Origin of the sequence: Shewanella sp. MF08487 (assembly GCF_050848685.1) — a bacterium.
Lineage (GTDB): Bacteria > Pseudomonadota > Gammaproteobacteria > Enterobacterales > Shewanellaceae > Shewanella > Shewanella glacialipiscicola.
Window position 1 is genome coordinate 34,340 of the sequence record NZ_JBOZPB010000007.1, and the last position, 22,363, is coordinate 56,702.

Sequence of the window (22,363 nt, forward strand, 5' to 3'; positions counted from 1 at the left end):
AAACCATCGAAACTAGAGGTTTTTATGTCTCGTAATATTATGTTAATTCCCATTGGTATAGGTGTAGGCCTAACTTCTTTAAGCCTTGGGATGGTTCGCGCATTGGAGCGCCACGGGGTTAAGGTTCAGTTTTTTAAACCCATTTCCCAGCTTAGACCTAACGATATCGGCCCTGAACGCTCAACCACTATTCTCAGTAAATCGCCAACGGTTAATCCGCTAGAACCCTTTGAGATGGCTCATGCGGAGGCCTTAATTCGTGCCGACCAAACCGACGTATTAATGGAGCAAATCATTGCCCGTGCAGCCGATTGCGCCAGTAATACTGAAACATTAATTGTCGAAGGTTTAGTACCAACCCGTAACCATCCCTTTGCTGATGATGTGAACTATGCCATCGCCAAAGCCATGGATGCCGATGTTATTTTTATTGCTACACCGGGTAACGATACTTCAACAGAGTTAATGAATCGCCTCGAAATTGCCTATAACTCTTGGGGTGGAAAAAACAACAAACGCCTGATTGGCGCTATAATCAACAAGATTGGCGCACCGGTTGATGAAGAAGGTCGCACTCGTCCTGACTTATCTGAAGTCTTTGATAGCCAAGGCATACAATACACAGATAGCACCAGTATGTTTCAACTGCCTGGTAAAAGCCCACTGCGTATCTTAGGTAGCGTGCCGTACAATCTTGATCTGGTCGCTCCGCGCGCCTCTGATCTAGCCAAACATTTAAGTGCACGCATTCTTAATGCCGGTGAAATGCATACCCGCCGTCTGCGTAAAGTGACTTTCTGTGCGCGCAGCATCCCTAATATGGTCACCCATATCAAAACGGACTCATTACTTGTCACCTCAGGCGATCGCTCCGATGTCATTGTATCGGCCTGCCTTGCAGCCATGAATGGCGTTAAGATTGGCGCTCTGCTGCTAACGGGCAGTTATGAGCCAGAGCCTGAAATTCTTAAACTGTGTGAACAAGCCTTTGAAACTGGCTTACCAGTCTTTTTAATTGACAGTAACACTTGGCAAACATCGCTTAATATTCAACGTTTTGATCATGAAGTACCTGTTGATGATGCGGTACGTGTCGATCTCGTGCAGGATTATGTTGCCAGCCACATTGATCAAACATGGATTGAAAGCGTTACCAAAAATTTACCCCGTGAGCACCGTCTATCGCCACCGGCTTTTCGCTATAAACTCACCGAACTTGCACGCGCAGCCCACAAGACTGTAGTACTGCCAGAAGGTGATGAGCCACGTACGATTAAAGCGGCGGCGATTTGTGCCGAACGCGGTATTGCTCGCTGTGTACTTTTAGGTAAAAAAGATGAGATTTTACGTATCGCCGCCCAACAAGATGTGGTGCTGGGCGAAGGAGTGATCATTATCGACCCAGAAGAAGTACGCGACCGTTACGTAGAGCCTATGTTAGAACTGCGTCGTAGCAAAGGCTTGACTGAAGTCGTTGCCAGAGAGCAGTTAGAAGACAATATGGTGCTTGGCACTATGATGCTAGCTCAAGACGAAGTCGACGGGATTGTTTCTGGCGCGGTTAACACCACGGCCAATACTATTCGTCCACCACTGCAACTGATCAAAACAGCACCAGGCTCAAGCTTAGTCTCATCCATCTTCTTTATGTTGATGCCAGACCAAGTGCTGGTTTACGGTGACTGTGCGATTAACCCCGATCCCACCGCTGAGCAACTTGCCGATATTGCTATCCAATCGGCAGAATCAGCTAAAGCCTTTGGTATCGAGCCAAGAGTCGCGATGATCAGTTACTCAACGGGTAACTCTGGCACAGGTTCTGATGTCGATAAAGTACGGGAAGCGACTCGTATCGCTAAAGAAAAACGCCCAGATCTTATCATTGATGGTCCATTGCAATATGATGCGGCAGTTATGCCAAATGTTGCCCGCTCTAAGGCGCCGAATAGCCCTGTCGCTGGTCAAGCTACTGTTTTCGTATTTCCAGACCTCAACACTGGTAACACGACTTATAAAGCAGTACAGCGAAGCGCAGACTTAATCAGTATTGGTCCTATGCTGCAAGGCATGCGTAAACCCGTGAACGATTTGTCGCGCGGTGCGCTAGTCGATGATATTGTCTACACTATCGCCTTAACCGCGATACAAGCAGCGCAAAACGATGCAGCCAAAAGCTAAAACTGCTTAATATTGATAGTAAAAACTGACTAAAAGCATTGGTTAATACCAGTGCTTTTTTATGTTTATATTTAGCGTTAACACCCCGCACAAATGCGTAAATGGCATAACAGATAAACCTAGAGAGCAAATATTGGAGATAAAAATGCGGGAGTAATTGGAAGAAGTAACATGTAAAAGGTAAATGAACTTAGAAAAATATCCACAACTGAATGGGAGTTTACGCGACAATAGCAAATGCGTCACTTTTTAACCAGCAGATAAAGCAAGACAATATCAGTAACTTACAAAGTATCACTGAAGTCTTCAACATAGTTTTCCACAGTTTTTGTGGATAACCTTTTTAAACCTTTCCTTACTATATGCCACAGCTATAATGCTTGAGTCAACTGATTTCCTCATCGATAGGCAATGAGTACAACACTTGTACATTCAAGCTAAAATCGCGATACTCAAAACAAATTCCAATAAATAAAACTTATGCGAATACTATTCTTTATTTCTTTATGGTTTCTTGTTGGCTGTGGTGATAACGCAACTAAAGAGGAATATCAACTCACACCAGAAGAGGTGAGCTTGGGCTTTTTTAAGGCGGTTTATGTCGACCGTGATATAGAGCAAGCTAAGCAATATGTTGACGATCCAATCAAACAAGTGCTGACCCATTACCATATTGCCAGCGCTGTGCAGCGCAATATGCTAAGTCTGTCGATGACCAATGTCGAAATGGAAATTTATGATATTGATATCGATTTCTTCCGCAGATTTACTCAAGACGTCATGGTGATCGTGAAGATGACGGGGCTGAAAGGCGGCCAACCTTGGATTGATGATAGAACCATACGCCTACACAAAATCGGCGGCAAATGGCTTATTGTCGAACTCATGCCAGAAAAACGCAAAGTTAACGGCTAACCGATTGAAAATAATTTACTTTAAAATCAACCATTTAAAATCTCTTTCGGCATTTTTAAATTAGTTTACTCTCTATTTTTGGCAAAAAAATAGCAACCTCAAGGTTGCTATTTCAATATGTTTATTTTGTTAGTTTCGACTCATAACTACCATCAACCTGATAGCAATCGATGATGCTTTAATGACTTATTCTTCGCTTTGTGTAGGTAAAGACTCAAGTACATCGTCTTTCACTTGATAATAAGCATTTTCGTATTCATGAACTTCCATAACAACTCCAGCTTGATTAGGTAAGGTCGCAGAGGCATGTCCTTCTATGCTGACATTTTGCCTTTGAGGAAAGGGATATTCCGTGCAAAGGAGTATATCAAAGCACAAACATCAATTACAGAAAACTTTCAGTTTCGTTTTAAAAAAATAAACTTTAAGTGTGGTTTGTCGCCAAAAGCGCTGGAAACCGTATGCGAAAAATGAAAGACTTTCACCAGTTGCCTACATTCAATCTTGAAAAAACTCATCTTTGTATACTAAGCATGCTACCAAACGTGACTTAATGAAGGGCCGACTGATGATTATCATGACGACTTAACCCCCCCTACAACCTTGGTTTAATATTCTGCTGAGTATGCTCGCCCCATAAAAAAGGCCAGTAAATACTGGCCGTTAAGCTTAAATATATTATTAAACGGAAGCAGACCTACAATAGCGCAGTACCTTAAGTGACTTATCTTGGGACACATCCATAAACGCTGGCGGATTATCCAGTCGCGTTATGTATTCTAATGTTGGCGCGGCATCAGCCACTTGTTGACGTAAAAACGCGGTATCGAGTTCTGGCGCATTTAAGCAGAGCAACAATTCACCATTTTGGGCTAGTAACTCAGGTAACCGCCGAATTAAGCGCACATAATCTTTGGTCGCTACAAAGCTGCCTTTCTGATTACTCGGCGGATCTGCCACTATGATGTCATAGGGACCAAGCTTTTTCAGTTTGCCCCAAGATTTAAAAATGTCATGAGGTAAAAAACGTGCGCCCGCGCTAAAACCATTTAACAAATGATTCTGTTTTCCGATACTTAATGCACCTTTACTCATGTCGATATTGACCACTTCATCGGCGCCACCTTGCAATGCTGCGACCGAGAAGCCACAAGTATAAGCAAACAAGTTAAGCACTTTTTTATAGCGAGCATTCGCTCGAACCCATTCGCGACCATTAGCCATATCGAGAAATAAACCGTGGTTTTGTCCACGCATTAGATGCACCTGAAATTGCGCCCCATTTTCACTGACAACATGCGGCTCAGGTACTTCACCCTGCAATAATTGGGTGTGCGTCTCTCCGCCGCTGCGATATTGATAAACAAGATTCAATGGGTTATCAGGACATATGACTTGCCAACGTTTCGTAATGGCCTGCTGGCAAGCGGTTAAATCGCTTTCTTCTAAGGGAGTAAAACTGGTCAGCAATAATACTGGCGCAAACCAATCTAAACAGAGGTGTTCACACCCCGCATAATACCCGCCGCGGCCGTGGAAAAGGCGCGCCGCATCACTACCTAACTCAATTGTCGCTAACGCTTGTATAAAACTTTGCATCTTTTCTTACTTACTCTCATTTGTACTGATATCGGCTTCATCACCAGCCGAAGTGTCGTTTGCCCGATTATTAGCGGTATAAGCATCTTCGATATTATCCGATAATAAAATAGCTAACCATTTACCACTTTTACTCGATTCGAGGGCTATTTTTACCACCATAGTCAACGGCACTGACAGCAACATGCCGACCGAGCCCAATAACCAGCCCCAAAAAATTAACGATAAAAACACCACTAAGGTCGATAACCCTAAACCGCGGCCCATGAATTTAGGCTCAATCATATTGCCCATCACCATGTTGACACCCACATACAACAGTGTGGTCGCGCCCGCCGCTGCGGGGCCAAGCTGAATGAATGCCAACAACACCGCAGGAATGGCGGCAATGATTGAACCAATATTAGGAATGTAATTAAACAAGAAAGCGATAACCGCCCATAAAAGCGCATAATCAACGCCGATGATAGACAACCCCACTCCCACAATAATAGCTGTAGCTAAACTCACTAAGGTTTTGATCACCATGTACTGATTAACCGATTGTAAAAAGCGCTCAATCTGCTGTAAGCGCATATCGGGATCGTCCAGTGCCAAATGTAATTTTTTAGGCAGCGATTGCGCCTCAAACAACATAAACACGATCGTCAGAATGATCAGAAATAAATTCGCCATCACATTACCAACACCCGACAGCATGTTCGTCGTCATTGATAAGGCCATGCCAGGATCAAAATAGGCTAAGACTTGATCCTTAGAAATACGAATATTGAAGTTATCTAACTTTTTCAATATCCATTCAAATTGCTCGATTAATTGCACTCGATATTGGGGCAATTGCTTTGAAAATTCGTTAATAGAACTGCCAACAACCGAGGCTAACCATAAGCCCATTAGCACAATAAAACCCATCAAAAGTATTACAGCAAGCCATTTAGGCACACGAAATCGGGTCATTAAACCAATGGCGGGATTACAGACCACAGCCAGAAAGCTCGACAGTACAAACGGCACTACAATGGGGCTCGCTGTTTTAATCCCTGCCAAAATAATCACTACAAAGGCCATAACCGCAAAGCCACGATAAGTAGCAAAGGGCGCATTGGGTTGTGTCATGTATTAAAAATCCTTCTTGTTCTGAGATAAAATTGTTAGGCTAAACTGAGAAAATACATAACCCAGCCACTTTAGCTTACTTAAGATAGCCATTTGCCATTATGAAACCAGAAACAGCGATTATACGCATTAAAAACTTAAGACTACGTACTTTTATCGGCATTAAAGACGATGAAATTCAAAATCGCCAAGACGTGATCATCAATGTCGTGATCCATTATTGCGCCGCGCAAGCCCGTAACAGCGATAACATGGAAGATGCACTCAATTACCGCACTATCACTAAAAAAATCATCGAACTGATTGAGCATAACCGTTTTTCATTACTGGAAAACCTTACCAGTCAAACGTTAGCTATCGCTAGCGAACACGACTGGGTTGAGTTTGCCAGTGTTGAAATCGACAAACCCCATGCGTTGCGTTTTGCCGATTCTGTCTCAATGGAATTATGTTATCAAAAATAATGGTGTAAAAAATACCAACGAAGTGATCGCTTCAGGCCATAACACGGTATATACCCTCAAGCTCACAGATAAGAGACGTTACATGAATATACTGATCACTGGCGCAAGCGGTTTTATTGGGCGTCAACTTGTTGAACGATTAGCGCCACACCATCAGCTGACATTAGTGACTCGTTCAGTGTCGCAAACACAAAAATTTTTGGGTCATCAGCATCATTACCTTACGAGTCTTGATGAACTGAGTCACTTAAATCATATTGATGCCATAGTGAATCTCGCTGGTGAACCCATTGTGGCTAAGCGCTGGAGTAAGGCTCAAAAACAGCGAATTTGTGATAGTCGCTGGGATATTACGGCAAAATTAACCCAGCTTATAAAGCAGAGTGCCAACCCTCCTAAAGTCATGGTGAGCGGTTCAGCTGTTGGCTATTACGGCCGACATGATGATCAACTGCTCGATGAAACAAGTGCAGCCCATGCCGAGTTCAGTCATGACATCTGTCAAAAATGGGAAAAAGCCGCGCAAGAGGCAAGCTCAGAACAAACCCGTGTTTGTATTATTCGTACCGGAATTGTACTGGGTAAAGGCGGCGCTTTAGATAAAATGTTACCCCCTTTTAAGCTTGGCTTAGGTGGTCCTATAGGCCATGGACGCCAAGGTATGAGTTGGATACATGTTAGCGATTTAGTCTCACTTATCCAATTTTTACTCACTCAAGAACATTGCCAAGGGGTATTTAATGCAACAGCCCCACACCCTGTCAGTAATGCAGTGTTTGCCAAGGCTTTAGGAAAAGCTTTAAATCGTCCCGCACTCATTACAACGCCCCCTTTAGCCTTACAATTAGCGATGGGCGAAATGTCACAGTTACTCACCGAAGGACAGTTTGTGATACCCAAACACGCGCTTGAGGCGGGTTTTAAATTTCAATTTAATGAACTTGAGCCTGCATTAATGGACGTTGTAAGCTCATGACTCCCCTGTAGAGCAGCGTTGTATTATTCAAACTGTACTTAGCATAAATAGAGAATTAACAAGACGTTATTGCCATAAAAAACGACTACCGCACGGCAATTAATAAATGGGTTTTTGCATAACAGTCACAAAACATTTTATCAACATCATGATTTATAAGATGATTTAACGACAAATAAAAAAAATCCTGTTAGAATCCTCTGCGATTGTTCGTAGAAATGGACACATAACGCCTTTCTTTAAGCACTCAGTATTGACCCCAGCAACACCGTTATTGGCTCTCTTAATGCCCATAATTTACCCTCAGTATCGGCTCATTAATATGACGAGACTGATCTGTAAACCCGATACGGCTCACATTCGCGCTTATTCATCCTTCTCCATCTCTAGGAGATTGACAGGATCCGTCTTCACGACCAAGCGTTTAACACAAAGTATTAGCAGGTACTTAATAACTAGATGGGCCAGTCTCATAACGTTTATGCGTTGAGTCATTCCCACAAAAAATTTGTAAGGAATTTTATGCACACGATTTATACGATTGGTGAATTAGAGTCTTTCTTAATTGCCATTTTCGTCCTGTTTATTGGCCACTCTATCAATCGCCATGTGCCTATTTTTAAAAAATATAATATCCCTGAACCGATTGTCGGTGGGTTAGTTATCGCCGCCGTGATTGCCATACTGCATGTCCAAAATATAACTCTCGTATTTTCCCTTTCAATGCAAAATACCTTAATGCTGATGTTCTTTAGCACTATCGGCCTCTCTGCAAACTACAAACTGTTACTCAGTGGTGGGAAAAAAGTCTTCATCTTTTTGGGGGTCGCGTCGGTTTATATCGTTATTCAAAATGCAGTAGGTATTAGTTTAGCCAGCCTATTAGGGCTTGAACCCATCATGGGGCTTATCGCGGGTTCTATTACACTTTCTGGTGGCCATGGCACCGGCGTTGCGTGGTCACAAACATTCGCCGATAGTTACGGTATCAATACCTTAGAATTTGCAATGGCTGCCGCAACCTTTGGCTTAGTCATGGGAGGGATTATTGGTGGACCTGTTGCTCAGCGATTAATTAGTAAACATAATCTCGTTTCTTCGTATGGCATTGGCCGTAAAAATCATACCGAACATCCGCATTTAGTCACCTATGATCAACTAGAAGAGGATCATGTGACGGCGAAAACCATTATTGAAACCTTATTTATACTCTTGTTGTGTATTACAGGGGCTCAATGGTTTGCTACTTGGATTGCTCAATCTGACGTCGCTTGGTTAAAAATGCCCGATTTTGTGTATGCCCTTTTCTTTGGGGTAATCATCGCTAACATTACTGAACTTACCCGTGGTTATAAACTTCATACTGAAAGTATTGATGTGATTGGTACCGTCTCGTTATCACTGTTTTTGTCTATGGCATTGATGAGTTTAAAATTATGGGAAATTTTTGATTTAGCCATTCCCCTGCTCATTATTTTGTTAGTACAAACGTCAGTAATGGCATTTTTTGCCTATTTTGTGACGTTTAAAGTGATGGGCAGCAATTATGATGCTGCGGTTATTACTGGTGGACATTGTGGCTTTGGCATGGGGGCAACGCCTACGGCGGTAATGAATATGGGCGCATTAGTGTCACGAACTGGGCCCTCACCGCAAGCATTTATGGTGGTACCTATTGTTGGCGCCTTCTTTATTGACATTGTTAACTTAATTATATTGCAGGGCTATTTGAGTTTCATAATGTAATGGGTTAGCTAATAGCACAGCGTTAGTTCTACCTATATCCATTTGAATAAAGGCCCTAAGCAATGATAACTTAGGGCCTTTTATTTATTTCACTATTTACGCATCACAGTTAACTACCTGATTTTAATAACTCCGCGCAGGATTGATTAAGCAATTGACGGCAACGCCACATACCCAGTAATGCCACCAGCAAAGCGCCGGATAGTGGTGCAATAGCCCACCATGGCCAGTGCATATAAACATTAAGCTCAAACACTTGAGTTTTAAGTAGATACAAAGCAAATTCAGCCACAATCACCGCTAACACGCCTGCAATGCCCCCTAGCAAAGCAAACTCTAAGCCGGTTGCACTGCGTAATAACCAACCCGATGCCCCAAAGGTTCGCAGCACCGCCAATTCGCGCTGCCGAGTTGCCATGCCAGCCTCAGTCTGTGCAATCAACACTAAGGCACTGGCCAATAGCACCAGTGCTAGCACTAAGGTCAGCGACAATGACACTTGCTCAATAATCTGTCGTAACTGCGCCACCATAGCGCCCACATCGATAATCGATATCGTCGGGAATTGCTGTATAAGCGCGAGGATCACGGCATCTTTAGACGTACCATCAGCATTCATCGTTTCATTTAAATAAAAGCTCGCCATTGAGGTATAAGCAAAGGGCGCAAGGGCTTCTTGCGTGAAAATCATGAAGAAGTTCGGTTGCAGTGTTTCCCAGTGCACCGCACGAATACTGGCAACTTTTACTATGAGTTCTTGATTATCAATAATATAAGTGAGTTTATCACCAATGCTAATGCCTAAACGATCCGCGACACCTGATTCCACAGAGACGTCATCGGCAGCTTGATTAAAATCCCCCTCAAGCAGTTCATTATTGGCTGGCAAGCTATTACGCCATGTCAGGTTTAGCTCACGGGAAATACCGACTCGGCCTTTGTCACCGGTTTCTGCTTGCTCATTCGAAATGAGTGTTTCACCGTTGATTTGAGTTAAACGGCCGCGGATCACCGGATAAATATCCGTTGCCACGATGCCCTTAGCCATCATGAAATCATTCAAGGGTTTAGCATCATCGGGGGCAATATTAACCAGAAAATAGTTAGGTGCATTCTCGGGCAACTGCTTTTGCCATTCATTGAGTAAATCTTGCCTTAAGGCCAAAATCGTCAATAACAATACTAAGGCGGCACTAAAACCGACCAATTGCAGTACGTTCTGCCGTGCACGACGCCTTAACCCCGCTAAAGCTAACTGGAATGGATTAGTGGTTTTCATACCGACACTATGGCCTAGGCGGATCATCACCCATCCCAGTAACCCGAGTAAGACCCCAAGTAATAATGCAGCGGCGACCACGGTCAGCGTTAAGGCCCAGCTTTGCGAGTACAAATATCCCAGCAGTGCCATCGCACTTAGGCTCAGTAATAAGTGCAACCACATCCCCAGTTGTAAACCTTCGAGCTGACGTTGCAGCACCCTCAGTGGTGGAATGGCTAATAAGCGCATTAATGGATAAGCCGAAAACATGAAAGCACTAATTAATCCAGTGCTAATACCAAGCAATAAGGGGCGCGTCAGTGGCGGTGAATAAGCTGCAATTTCAGCGGGTAATAAACGACTAATTCCAAAATCGAGCAACATACCGCCGATTAAACCAAGCGCAATACCCAGCAAAGTTACCAGTAATAAATGCATACCAAACAGTAAACGAATTTGCTTTGCCGAAGCGCCAAAGGTTTTTAACATAGCAACGACATCATAATGGCGCTGACAGTAACGCTGGGCGGCAATACCTATCGCAGCGCAGGCCAGTGCAATACCCATTAAACTCGCCAGTAGTAAAAAGCGCTCTGCTCGTTTTACGGCTTCGGCAATTGGCGAGTCGCCAGATTGCACATCAACCCAACGTTGGGTGCTATTTAATAGTGGCTTAACGCTTTGCTCAAAGGCGGTAAGCGAGGCTTCATCTCCCGCAAATTGATACAAATAAGTGACGCGACTCCCCGGTTGGATCACCCCCGTTTTCGCCACATCTTCCATGCGCATTAATACGACAGGCGAAGAAGCAAAAGGATTAAAACCTGCGTCGGGTAAACGGCTGATTTCATCACTGAGCACAAACTCACTATTGCCTAACTCTATGGACTTGGGATAACCCAACAGTCCACCTAAGCGGCTCTCAAACCAGATTTCGTCAGCTTGGGGTAACCCTTTAGTTTTACCATTTATTAATTCTATTTCGCCCTTAAGCGGATAGCTCGCCTCTACAGCGCGCACTGTTACTAACTGAAACTTATCCCCCGAATAGACCATAGAATTAAACTGCATGTTAGTGACATGCTTGAGCCCAAGCTCATCCGCTTTAGTGAGAATCGTCGTATCGATTTTAACCGGTGAGTCAATAATACGATCAGCGGCAATAAACTCTGTGGCTTGGCCAGTAATCGCCACTTGCAGGCGCTCGCTTACTCGCGCTAATCCACTCACAGACAACACCGCAAGGGTAATTGCCAGAATAATCAGTAACAACTGACCTTGCTGTAACTCACGTTTAAACAGGCGCCATGCTAGACTGAACTCCATTATTAAGCCTCCTTAGTGTCAGCGAGTATTTCACCGTCACGTAAAGAAGCAGAGTTATCTTCCTGTAAATGACCGTTATCCATCACCAACTGCCGCTGACAACGTTTAGCCAGCAGCAGATCATGGGTAACAAGGATGAGAGTGGTATGGCTTTCTTGATTAAGCTCAAACAACATATCGGCAATTTTATGGCCGTTGACGCTGTCTAAGTTGCCTGTTGGTTCATCGGCAAACAACACTTTAGGTTCACAGATAAAAGCGCGGGCAATCGCGACTCTTTGTTGCTCGCCACCCGAAAGCTGCTTAGGTAAATGAGTCAAACGGTGGGATAAGCCAACGCGTGTTAACATGGCTTGCGCTTTATCTTTAGCATTACGAACACCGGCGAGTTCGGCAGGTAGCATGACGTTTTCAAGCGCGGTTAAGGTATCGACCAACATAAAGGATTGAAAAATAAAGCTGACTTTTTGTTTACGTAATGCTGCTTTTTGTTCTTCATTGAGCTTTGATAATGCCACGCCATCAAGCCAAATTTCGCCAGAGGTAGGTGTATCAAGCGCCGCAAGCAGCCCTAGTAAAGTAGATTTGCCAGAACCCGACGGTCCAAGAATCGCAACACTCTCACCTTGCTTGACATCTAAGTTAATGCCATTGAGGATAGTGAGCGTCCCTTCTTGGGTAGTCACTGATTTTTCGAGGTTAACAACATTGATGGCACTGTTTTTTAAGATGACGTTAGACATAGAATCCTTCTCATATAAATCGTTCTGGTATCAAGCACTAAGGTTTAAATCGAGAACCAAGGCCCTTGTGGCATTTATTCTCTTGAGTGTATTGATGCAAGCCCCAGCTCATGCGGCAAAAGTACTAATCCTTGGCGATAGCTTAGGCGCCAGCTATGGCATGGCAGAGCAATTAGGTTGGGTGGCTTTATTGCAAAAAAACTTACCCGAACATCAGTTTATTAATGGCTCTGTGAGCGGTGAAACCACAGCAGGAGGCCTACGCCGATTACCCGCTTTACTCGACTCCGTTACACCTGACATTGTGGTCATTGAACTGGGCGGTAATGATGGTTTACGTGGTTTTCCCCCAACACAACTTGAAAATAATCTAACCAAAATCATTACACTGGCTAAAGATAGCGGAGCAAAAGTGCTACTGACCGAAGTCATGGTACCGCCTAACTATGGCCCTCGCTACACCCAAAAGTTCACCCAAGTGTATCAAGACATATCCAAAGCACAGAATATCGTCTTAATTCCCTTCTTTATGCAAGATATCGCGCCCTATCCAGAGTTAATGCAGCGGGATGGGATTCATCCTAACGAAAAGGCCCAAGCAAAAATTGCCACTTGGATGCAACCCTGGATAGAAAGTGCGCTAATCCAATAAAATAGCGGTATTTTTAAGCTAATAAACAGCTTGCTTAACTAAACTCATGTTCAACTGATAAAAATGTGTTCTAACGCAAGACTAACACTATAGATAAACAGTAAAATCAGTGTTAGCAAATGGTTAACTAAAACAAGGAGTCAATATGTCCCTTAGCCATCAGCAAAAAGTGTACTTACCCAAGGAAGCCCGTACTAAACAATTCATCACCGCAGAAATTAAGGTGACGGATGTATTACTGAGTCAATATCCCGACTATCAAACTTGTTACCAAAGTTTAAGCCGTTTGGTATTTAATTTGGCAGAACAACACGATCTACGTAATGTCCACGTGATCACTAACGATAAACTGCCTGTTGTGCGTTTTCATACCGAAGCGTACTGTTTCCAAACTACTGAACAAATTCTATTTTTCTACAATCCGGCCTACCACGAAGCTCAAAATTTATTTACACAAGAAAACTACCGCGCCCGTAAATTGCGCATTGTATTTTTGGCTACAGGTGAGGATATTCGCAGTAACTCGGCTAATTTTCACTCTCGAGTGCGTGAATTTCTTAATCAACTGATGCCAAAGCTGCCAATCAGCGAGCTCAAGGTGAAGATTCGTGACCATCAGCACTTATCTTACGACCTCTTTGCAAAATCCAAAGGCTATAAAGAAACCTATGGTTATAAGCTGCGCGCAATCGAGCCAAGATATAAAGCAAGAAAATGCGAGTTACCCGAAAACGTCAGTTCACTGACGTATGTAACGGTCAGCTTGCCACTGAGTCGTAGATTAAAGCAGGGATTATTGCCTGATTCCGCGACCGACTTTACGCCTTTATATCAACACCTCGAAGACAGCTTCCTCAAGGCCGCGGCCAGTAAACAGCTTACTCGATTAGCGATGATTGCTAATGGCCTAACGCCACTGGTACGTAACAGTAAGTTTGAGAAGCTCGACAGCAAAACTGAAGTACAGATGATAGGGTTCGATCCTAATGCGCTTGAGCAACAAGTTATTTGCCATTGGGATGCTGATAACTTAGTTGAAGCAGCGCACTTTATCATAGTCGCCGGCACTAAAGATGCTGATGATGCTGGTTTTGGTCGCTTTATGAATAATGTAGAAACCGCGCTGAAAACCTTTGCCGCCGATATCGGCGTTGATCCTGAACGTGAAGATTTAGTCATACGTTTCCACCAACATATCAGCTATCAAATTTAACCGTGCTGATTTACAGAAAACAAAAAAGGCGCATTAAGCGCCTTTTTAAATTCCATTTTATACTTATTAATCAATACTACAACATGGTAAATTGCTGTGTAATAAATGATTTTATCATAGGTCACTGTAGGCAATTAAAATAACAGTATGATATTTATTATCCATTTTTATATCAAAACTAAACTCTTAACCCCCAAACTTCAAACGCCTCTTTGCTCAGTTGCTCCCTAAAATCGGGATGAGCGATGGCAATGAGCGCTTGTGCTCGTTCACGTAATGAACGGCCACGTAAATTAGCGGCACCATATTCAGTCACAATATAATGCACGTGAGCCCTCGTTGTAACTACGCCAGCGCCAGGTGATAACACGGTGGCAATACGGGAAATACTGCCGCCCGCTGCTGTACTTGGTAGCGCAATCACCGAGCGACCACCTTCTGATAACCCAGCGCCGCGAATGAAATCCATCTGTCCACCAACGCCAGAATAAATTTTAGCCCCGATGGAGTCAGCACACACTTGGCCTGAAAGGTCGACCTGCAGCGCCGAGTTAATCGCCATCACATTCGGGTTTTTACGAATAATAGCCGTGTCATTCACTTGCTCAATATCCATAAAAATCACTGCTGGATTATCATCAACATAGTCGTATAACTTTTGGCTGCCCAGAGCAAAACCTGTGACTAATTTGCCAGGATAAAAACGTTTTTTACTGTTGTTCACCACACCCTTTTCAACCAGTTGCAATATTCCATCCGAAAACAACTCAGTATGAATTCCCAGATCGCGATGCCCGGTTAGACAGGACAGCACAGCATCTGGGATTGCGCCAATACCCATCTGCAAACAATCCCCATCACGCACCAGTTGCGCAACATGTTGGCCAATAGCCAAACTCACGGCATCACCCGTTGCAAAGGAATGTATCGGCAAAGCCACGCTTTGTTCATACACAGCGGCAAAGCGGTTAATATGAATAAAACCATCGCCGTGGGTACGTGGCATTTGTGGATTAATATGGGCGATGATCTTACCCGCCACTTGGCAAGCCGCGAGCGTGGCTTCAACCGAAATCCCCAGAGAACACATGCCGTGCTTATCGGGCGGCGAAACTTGAATCATCGCAGTATCAATTTTTTGCTCGCCACTTCGAAATAACTTTGGCACTTCTGAAAGAAAAATCGGCACATAATCCGCATCACCACTTTGCAATAATGCCCGTGTTGGCAACCCACCAAAAAAGCAGCGGTGGCGTAAATGCCCTTTTAAATTTGGATGACTTAAGGATTCGGCGCCTTCGGTATGTAGCTGTAAAAGGGTGAGATTATCTTTGGTGAGAGCGTGCTTGGCTAAAGCATCTAATAAAATTCGGGGCGTCGCGCCCATCGAGTGCGTCCATAGCGTCTCGCCGCTTTGAATTAGAGCAACGGCATTGAGCGCACTATGACAACGAATTGGCGGCATAATATATTCTCTTTACTAGGGCGTGTTGACGTTTCAGGGTTATTTTTGCAGCGAGTTGGCTGGCTTTTATGCAAGGCAAAGCCCGTGCAGTGTAGTTATTCTACATAAACGGGCGATAACGCAGCAGAAACGCCAGCCAAACGCTGCCCGAAGGGTTCGTCTGGCAAGCTCTTGCTCTTTGTCACTCGTCATTTGAGTAGAATAACTACATGTCACTCCTCGTTTCGTGATCACGAGCTTGCCAGAGCGAACAAAATTTAATCTCGAAACGTCAACACGCCCTAAGCATGATAACGGCAATAGTCCTAATTGAAGTGTAAAGTAATGCCTAATTAAGCAACATCAATTTCAATAACTTAGTACCACTTTTTAGTGATAGTTTGCGCTACATCAACACTCAAACCTTTATGCTTGAGAATAAAACTCGTATTAGGCTAATCCAGGCGTTTTGAAAATCGTAAACTTGCAATAAACAAACCTATACAGGTAAAACCTATCATCCACAGGGCATCAAATTGTAGATCCATCACTTGGGCATCGCGCAGTACAATGGCCCGTGACATCCGCATAAAATGTGTTGCAGGCAAGGCTTCAGCAATCCACTGTGCCGCAATGGGCATGGCCTCGTAGGGGAACATAAATCCCGATAATAATATTGATGGCAAAAGAATAAATATCGTCATCTGCATTGACTGCAGCTGAGTTTTGGCAATGGTTGAGATGACTAAACCTAAGGTTAAACTGGCACAAATAAACAACATGGCGGCAAGGGCAATAGAATCGAGCCCACCACGAATGGGTACATCGAACAACACATGCCCAGCGCTCAAAATAATGATGACTTGTACAAAGCCAACCAATACATAGGGCACGATTTTACCGAGCATTAATTCAAGCGGCCGCACGGGCGTGGTGATCAAAAACTCCATATTACCCTGCTCACGCTCACGCACTATGGCTGCAGAGGTAAACATCACCATGGTCATGGTTAAAATCACCCCCAAAAGACCAGGCACTATGTTGACCACTGAGCGTTGCTCGGGGTTGAAATATTGCACCACTTCAAAACTCGGCGTACTACTTTTTGACGCTCTGCCTGCGACTTCATCCAGCGGCATTTGTCTTAGGCTACGGAATGTTGCGGCAACGACAGTATCTGAGCCATCCACCAGCCATTGGCCGATAGGTTGTGCTAAATAGGCCTGCTCAGCAAAAGCGGGGTGGCGCACTAAACGCTCATCAAGATCGGCGGGTAGATACAATACTGCTTTCACTTCGCCGCGAGTAATTGCCGCCTCAGCCTCAACTACGCTGACATAACGCTGTTGAAAATCCACCACCTGCGTTGCTTCAACCGCCTGAACCAATGCGCGGCTATAAGCGGAATCACTTAAATTGACTAGACCAGCTGGCAGATGACGTGCATCGGTATTGATGGCATAACCAAACAGCATGAGTTGCACCAGCGGGATCATCACTATCATGCCAAAGGTCATGCGATCCCGAGATAATTGCCGCAGCTCTTTGACAACAATTGCAAAAATTCTACGCCACATGGTCAGCCTCAATAGTCAAGTTAGCACCCATGCGCTCACCTGTGCACGTTACAAACACATCCTCTAAACTGGCGCGTACTTCTTCCATTGTACGGCTTGCGACCCTTGGCTTGAGCCACGCTAATGGATCGGCAATATCACTGCGCACTAACACCCGTAGACGACTGCCGATTTGCGCCGCCGACAATATGGCAGACTCGGTTATAAGTGATTGTTTTAATGTACGTAAATCATCACCAGAGACTTCAATCACTCTAGCGCCCATCGCCGCCATTAATTGTTGCGGCGAGCCATCAGCACGCTTTACTCCCCGCTCTAAAATGGCTAAACCGTGGCAACGCTCGGCCTCATCCATATAATGAGTCGAGACCAGTATGGTCGTACCTTGGGCACTAAGATCGAATAAACGCTCCCAAAACTCGCGGCGATTTTCAGGATCGACTGCTGATGTCGGCTCATCAAGAAACAGTAACTCAGGGTGATGTAAGGTTGCAGCGGCTAAGGCTAAACGCTGTCTTTGGCCGCCGCTCATTGAGCCTGCCATTTGTTTATGGCGTCCGACTAAATCATAAAGCGTGAGTAACTCAGCGATGCGCAACTTGGCATTTTTACGATTCAGCCCATAAATTTGCGCTACAAACTCAAGGTTTTCTCGCACCGAAAGATTGTCATAAAGAGAGAATTTTTGCGTCATATAGCCGATACGTCGACGTAATTTTTCCTCAGCGCCGGGTAAGGTTTCACCCAAAACCCGAATATCCCCCGATGTAGGGCTTAATAGTCCAGTCAACATGCGAATGGAGGTAGATTTACCACAACCATTAGGGCCAAGAAAACCATAAATGGTTCCCTTGGGAATGGCTAAATCGAGGTTTTCCACTGCATTGACGCCAGCAAAGGCGCGGGTCATGCCGTGGGTCTCAATCGCAAAGTTGCTGTGACTCATGGCAGTTCAACTTCTAATGCCATACCCGTGGGTAAGTCCTGTCCTTCTGCCGAAATAGTAATATCAGTCAAGTACATCAAGCGCGCGCGGTCACGTTCATTGAGTGCATAAAATGGGGTATAAGCGGGTTGGCTACGGATATTACGTACCGTGCCAATAATCGGCGTTTCGCGGCCATCAACAAGAATATTAACGTTTGTGCCCGCCGTCACCTTATCGAGCTGAGTCGCGGGCAGGTACACCCGAACATAGGGGTTAGCGCTCGCTAGCAAGCCTATCAACTGAGTGCCCGGTGCAATTCTATCGCCCACTCGCCAAGGCAAAGTGTCAACAACAGCATCGCGCGCTGCCACTAAGGTCAAATCAGCTAAGGCTTTTTGCTCCAAATCTATACTTGCGTTAGCAGCAGCAACAGCCGCCTTAGCTTGATCAAGTTGTTCACTGCGGGTGCCGTTTTCTAACAGACGCAAACTTTGCTCCGCTTCTGTTTGTTTGGCTAAACGGGTATCACGCGCAGCGCGGGCAGTATCTAAATCAGCTTGACTGAGTACATGAGTCGCAAACAAACGCTGAGTTCGCTCAAAAGCGCGCAGTGCTTCTTTAACGCTGGCATTGGCACCATATAGCACTGCTTTGGCTTTTTTTATATCTTCTAAACGCGCGCCTGTGATCGCCTCAGCAAGCTTAGCATTAGCTTGCTCAAGTTCAGCTTGGCGCAGGGCAAGGCGCGCATTAGCAGAGGTTGTATCGAGCGTGAGTAACACTTCCCCCGCTTTAACCCGCTGGCCTTCAACCACATTCACTTGAGTTATGAGTTCTCCCACAGGAGCCGTAAGTGTCAGCCTGTCCCGCTCAACAGTGCCAAACACTCTAGGAGCGTGTTCTGTACAACCCACTAACAGCAACAAACACCCTAGGCTTGCCGTGACGACATGCATATTCATACTCATGGCAGGCCTCCTTGGGCCTAACTGAACATTTCGACAACAACCGGTATGACTGCGCGGAACTAAATTTTCAAATTAAACCTAATCTTTAAATTAAACATAAAATGCTAAATAGCTTAGGGTTAAGCGCCTTTCACTATCGCGCTGAGCCTTGTAATAAACAGCTGTACCGCTTCAACGGTGTCAAAGCTAAATGCTAAACCATAGTGAATTTCAGTCAGGCTCTTATGTAAACGCTTAGGGAAACGCGTCATTTGCGCATTATGAAAATAATCATATTTAGCATGTACGCCTGCAATAGTGGCAAATTCGCCAGAAAAAACTTCAAAGGCTGGACGAATAATCAAATTAGGGACTTTACCGTCGAGGTGTAAATAGAAAGCCTCTTTGGTATCGGGGAGCATATATTCAGTAATATTTTTGATGGTGAAGTTGGTACGACATTGCAGTGCGCTTAAACTACCCGCCATCTCATTATGTTCAATTGCCAAACTTATTACCCCTTATTTATCCATATCGCGCCGCTCACATAGCGCAGCATCTAACGACCTAAAATCATACCTGAAACCGTATATAAAACTGCATCTTAAAGAAGTGATGCTGATTTTAGCGAACGGTATTGGTTTGCATCACGTTTATCCACGCTATCTAAACTCAGCCTAATCGCTTTAGCCCTTAAATGCACTAAATGGATAGCAATATCACCCTGTTAGAGCGTGAGTTTACAGGATGTATCACAAAACCTTTATATACCAAAAGGTAAATGAAGATAAAACCTCTATAACGCGGCACTAAAATACTAAGGCCAACAGATTAATGTTGGCCTTAGTATTACAATATTGACTGGGTATGAATCAACTAATCAATGTCGACTAATGCCTGTTTGACATGGGTTTGATGATAGTGCAAACGGGTGATGGCTAAAGCAATTAAGGCTAATAGGGTTAATGACCCCATCACCACACCGCGCCACTGCGCCTCATGCCAAAACATCATCAAATACGGGCCACCCATCGCCGCGCCGAGGTAATAGAAACATAAATAGAGCGAGGTCGCTTTAGCACGGTCGCGATTAGCACGCATTGCCACAAAGGAGTTACAGCAACTATGAGTCAAGAAAAATCCACAAGCGGTCATTAAAAAGCCTAAACAAATGGAAAAAGAGGTATCAAACAGAGTCAGTAAACTACCTGTAAGCATCAAGCACCAAGACCATTGATACAGCTTATGCTGGCCAAATTTAGCCAACCATTTAGCGGTAAAATACGAGGCTATAGTGCCACTGGAATAACACAAAAAAATCAATGTCGCTTGAAAGCGGCTCCATTCATAGGGAGACGCCATTAAGTGCAGCTGAATAAAACTAAATTGATTCACCATCATCATAAAGGTCAAACCACCAATTGCGTACACTAAGCGCATTTGCGCATCGGTAAGATGATGGCTAAAACCGTAATAATCTTGTATCAAGCGAGCACGTTTTGATAAGGATGGCGCGGTTTTATTCTGCGACATCGCCTGTGCATTAGCCACTGACGGTAATAGATAATTCACTAGCGCAACGCCCGCAAGTGTTACTAAAAACAGCAACCACATGGATTCTTGCCAAGAAAGATACTGCGACATCACGCCGCCAAGTAAACGCCCAATAATGCCGCCTATACTGTTTGCCATAATATAAATACCGGCGGCTTTAAGAATAGTACTGGCTGACAATTGCTCCTTAAAGTACGCCATAGCAATGGCTGGCACCGCAGCCAGTAATCCACCTTGTAATAATCGCACCAACACTAATCCGTTAAAGTCCGGCGCCCAAATTAGCAATAAATTAGACAGCGCTAACAGCCATAAGCTGACAATAATTGGCGTATGCCGACCAATACGATCCGACAGCACCGCATACAGGAGTAATGAAAAAGCTAAGGAAAAACTGGTCACCGACAAAATCAACGTCGCTTTAGAGCCCGATACCACAAAATGCTCTGCAATCAGCGGCAGCATGCCTTGCATCAGATACAGGTTGATATATACCACCACAGAGGCTACGCACAGCGCCCACATCAATCGGCTATCACGTTGTTTATTATCAATCATAGTATCTAACACGGCTTGCACAGGAGCCTCGACAAAGTATCACTCTTAGGATAGACAAAGGTTATCACTGGACATAACATAACAATAATAAATAATATCTATCATAATCATTGATTTTTGTTATACCTCGTTATGATGAATAAGCAGATTAAAATCACGCTCTTCGCCACTGACTAACCACACTATGAGCCCAATTGATGGATATCCGCCAACTCAAACATTTAGATGCCCTAGCCAGTACAGGTAGTTTTACTTTAGCAGCAAAAAAACTGAATATGGCACAACCGGCTTTAAGCCAAAGTATCAAGCGCTTAGAAGTCGCTCTGGGCGTGATATTAGTCAACCGTACCAGTAACAAGCATGATAAATTACTCGCACTCACTGCCGAAGGTTTAGTGCTGCATCAACACGCCATACTCATCCTTAAGCAATTGAAACAAGCCGAAGCGCAAATTAAGGCAATGGCTAACCTGACCTCAGGTGAAGTCCGTATTGCCGTGCCGGGAATGTTGGGCTCTTTCTATCTTCCTTCGCGTTTAATGGCTTTTCGGCATAAATACCCAGATTTGAAACTTTCATTGTTTGAAGGCGGCACTCGCGATGCACTGCGCATGCTGCAACAGGAAGAAGTAGATATTGCGATTATTACCGCCCAAGACCTACAGCCCGAATTTGATAGTCAACTACTGATCCGTGAGCAAATGGTGATCGCGATGGGGGCTGAACATCCTCTAGCAGAACATAGTGCCGTGAGTCTAGATGACTTTTTCGACCATGAGTTAGTAATGTTCAAAACAGGTTATTTCCACCGCGAGTGGATTTTATCTCAAGCAAAAGAACTGAGAAAAAAGCCTAATATCGCTTTTGAGACTAATCTTATTAATCTTATTAAACAGATAGTTTCTCAAGGTTTTGGCATTACCAGCGTACTTGAAATGGCGATAAGTGCCAAAGATGACATATTAGCGAAACCTTTCGATCCGCCGGTATTTTTGAATCTACATATCGCATGGAAAAAACAGCGTCCCGTCAGTCAAGCAGACCGTGCCTTTGTCGATTTTTTGATGAGTAATAGATGAGTAATAGGTAAATTAATCTGCACTCAAGATAAGGATAAGCAAAATAAAAAACGCCCGATGAGGTTCATCGAGCGTCCTAGCTGAAAT

General features: G+C 44.3%; 18 protein-coding genes. 8 read left to right on the forward strand and 10 right to left on the reverse strand.

The features are described 5' to 3' along the window. Window positions 1–24: 24 nt before the first annotated feature. Both pta and ACRN9H_RS07040 read left to right on the forward strand, forming a co-directional pair. Window positions 25–2,178 carry a phosphate acetyltransferase gene (gene pta, locus ACRN9H_RS07035; protein ID WP_432313074.1) on the forward strand — a complete coding sequence of 718 codons (2,154 nt, stop codon included), beginning with the start codon at window positions 25–27 and terminating at the stop codon, window positions 2,176–2,178. A gap of 480 nt (window positions 2,179–2,658) precedes the next feature. After that, a complete protein-coding gene (locus tag ACRN9H_RS07040; protein ID WP_432313075.1) occupies window positions 2,659–3,093 on the forward strand; it encodes a hypothetical protein in 435 nt (144 codons plus the stop codon). 681 nt (window positions 3,094–3,774) lie between these two features. On the opposite strand, the gene ACRN9H_RS07045 is transcribed toward ACRN9H_RS07040, so the two are convergent. Both ACRN9H_RS07045 and ACRN9H_RS07050 read right to left on the reverse strand, forming a co-directional pair. After that, window positions 3,775–4,692: a class I SAM-dependent methyltransferase gene (locus ACRN9H_RS07045; protein WP_432313076.1), complete on the reverse strand. Its 918-nt coding sequence runs from the start codon at window positions 4,690–4,692 to the stop codon at window positions 3,775–3,777. Between the two features lie 6 nt (window positions 4,693–4,698). Continuing rightward, window positions 4,699–5,808, reverse strand: a complete 1,110-nt coding sequence (locus tag ACRN9H_RS07050; protein WP_432313077.1) for an AI-2E family transporter — start codon at window positions 5,806–5,808, stop codon at window positions 4,699–4,701. A 101-nt stretch (window positions 5,809–5,909) separates the two neighbouring features. On the opposite strand from ACRN9H_RS07050, the gene folX reads away from it, so the two are divergent. The 3 genes from folX (at window position 5,910) to gltS (ending at window position 8,994) form a co-directional block, all read left to right on the forward strand. Next, the gene (folX, locus tag ACRN9H_RS07055; RefSeq protein WP_432313078.1) at window positions 5,910–6,272 is read left to right on the forward strand and encodes a dihydroneopterin triphosphate 2'-epimerase; all 363 of its coding nucleotides are present in this window, start codon (window positions 5,910–5,912) and stop codon (window positions 6,270–6,272) included. A gap of 82 nt (window positions 6,273–6,354) precedes the next feature. Further along, the gene (locus ACRN9H_RS07060; protein ID WP_432313079.1) at window positions 6,355–7,248 is read left to right on the forward strand and encodes a TIGR01777 family oxidoreductase; all 894 of its coding nucleotides are present in this window, start codon (window positions 6,355–6,357) and stop codon (window positions 7,246–7,248) included. A 522-nt stretch (window positions 7,249–7,770) separates the two neighbouring features. After that, window positions 7,771–8,994 carry a sodium/glutamate symporter gene (gene gltS, locus ACRN9H_RS07065; RefSeq protein WP_432313080.1) on the forward strand — a complete coding sequence of 408 codons (1,224 nt, stop codon included), beginning with the start codon at window positions 7,771–7,773 and terminating at the stop codon, window positions 8,992–8,994. 109 nt (window positions 8,995–9,103) lie between these two features. Here gltS and ACRN9H_RS07070 read toward each other — a convergent pair whose 3' ends face one another. Together ACRN9H_RS07070 and ACRN9H_RS07075 are read right to left on the reverse strand one after the other, a co-directional pair. Further along, on the reverse strand, window positions 9,104–11,581 hold the full coding sequence (locus tag ACRN9H_RS07070; RefSeq protein ID WP_432313081.1) for an ABC transporter permease: 2,478 nt from the start codon (window positions 11,579–11,581) through the stop codon (window positions 9,104–9,106). 2 nt (window positions 11,582–11,583) lie between these two features. Beyond that, entirely contained in the window at window positions 11,584–12,324 is a 741-nt protein-coding gene (locus ACRN9H_RS07075; protein ID WP_432313082.1) for an ABC transporter ATP-binding protein, read from the reverse strand. 94 nt (window positions 12,325–12,418) lie between these two features. Between ACRN9H_RS07075 and ACRN9H_RS07080 the strand changes: the two genes are divergently transcribed. Together ACRN9H_RS07080 and ACRN9H_RS07085 are read left to right on the forward strand one after the other, a co-directional pair. After that, complete coding sequence (locus ACRN9H_RS07080; RefSeq protein ID WP_432313083.1) at window positions 12,419–12,976, forward strand: arylesterase; 558 nt, start codon at window positions 12,419–12,421, stop codon at window positions 12,974–12,976. A 145-nt stretch (window positions 12,977–13,121) separates the two neighbouring features. Beyond that, entirely contained in the window at window positions 13,122–14,189 is a 1,068-nt protein-coding gene (locus tag ACRN9H_RS07085) for a DUF3083 family protein (RefSeq protein WP_432313084.1), read from the forward strand. 178 nt (window positions 14,190–14,367) lie between these two features. On the opposite strand, the gene ACRN9H_RS07090 is transcribed toward ACRN9H_RS07085, so the two are convergent. From ACRN9H_RS07090 to ACRN9H_RS07115, 6 genes are all read right to left on the reverse strand, one after another. Further along, window positions 14,368–15,654 carry an acetyl-CoA hydrolase/transferase family protein gene (locus tag ACRN9H_RS07090; protein ID WP_263188292.1) on the reverse strand — a complete coding sequence of 429 codons (1,287 nt, stop codon included), beginning with the start codon at window positions 15,652–15,654 and terminating at the stop codon, window positions 14,368–14,370. 434 nt (window positions 15,655–16,088) lie between these two features. Continuing rightward, window positions 16,089–17,210, reverse strand: coding sequence for an ABC transporter permease (locus tag ACRN9H_RS07095; protein WP_432313085.1), 1,122 nt, complete (start codon window positions 17,208–17,210; stop codon window positions 16,089–16,091). Further along, window positions 17,200–18,156 carry an ATP-binding cassette domain-containing protein gene (locus tag ACRN9H_RS07100; RefSeq protein WP_432313086.1) on the reverse strand — a complete coding sequence of 319 codons (957 nt, stop codon included), beginning with the start codon at window positions 18,154–18,156 and terminating at the stop codon, window positions 17,200–17,202. Before ACRN9H_RS07100 ends, ACRN9H_RS07095 begins: the two co-directional genes overlap by 11 nt. After that, complete coding sequence (locus ACRN9H_RS07105; RefSeq protein WP_432313087.1) at window positions 18,153–19,106, reverse strand: HlyD family secretion protein; 954 nt, start codon at window positions 19,104–19,106, stop codon at window positions 18,153–18,155. The genes ACRN9H_RS07100 and ACRN9H_RS07105 overlap by 4 nt, the downstream gene beginning before the upstream one ends. A 119-nt stretch (window positions 19,107–19,225) precedes the next feature. Next, window positions 19,226–19,594, reverse strand: a complete 369-nt coding sequence (locus ACRN9H_RS07110; RefSeq protein WP_373316150.1) for a hypothetical protein — start codon at window positions 19,592–19,594, stop codon at window positions 19,226–19,228. A gap of 367 nt (window positions 19,595–19,961) precedes the next feature. After that, window positions 19,962–21,218 (reverse strand): MFS transporter, encoded by a 1,257-nt coding sequence (locus ACRN9H_RS07115; RefSeq protein WP_432313088.1) that lies wholly within the window; start codon window positions 21,216–21,218, stop codon window positions 19,962–19,964. Window positions 21,219–21,394: 176 nt separating this feature from the next. On the opposite strand from ACRN9H_RS07115, the gene ACRN9H_RS07120 reads away from it, so the two are divergent. After that, window positions 21,395–22,276: a LysR family transcriptional regulator gene (locus ACRN9H_RS07120; RefSeq protein ID WP_432313089.1), complete on the forward strand. Its 882-nt coding sequence runs from the start codon at window positions 21,395–21,397 to the stop codon at window positions 22,274–22,276. The last annotated feature ends 87 nt before the right edge of the window (window positions 22,277–22,363 follow it).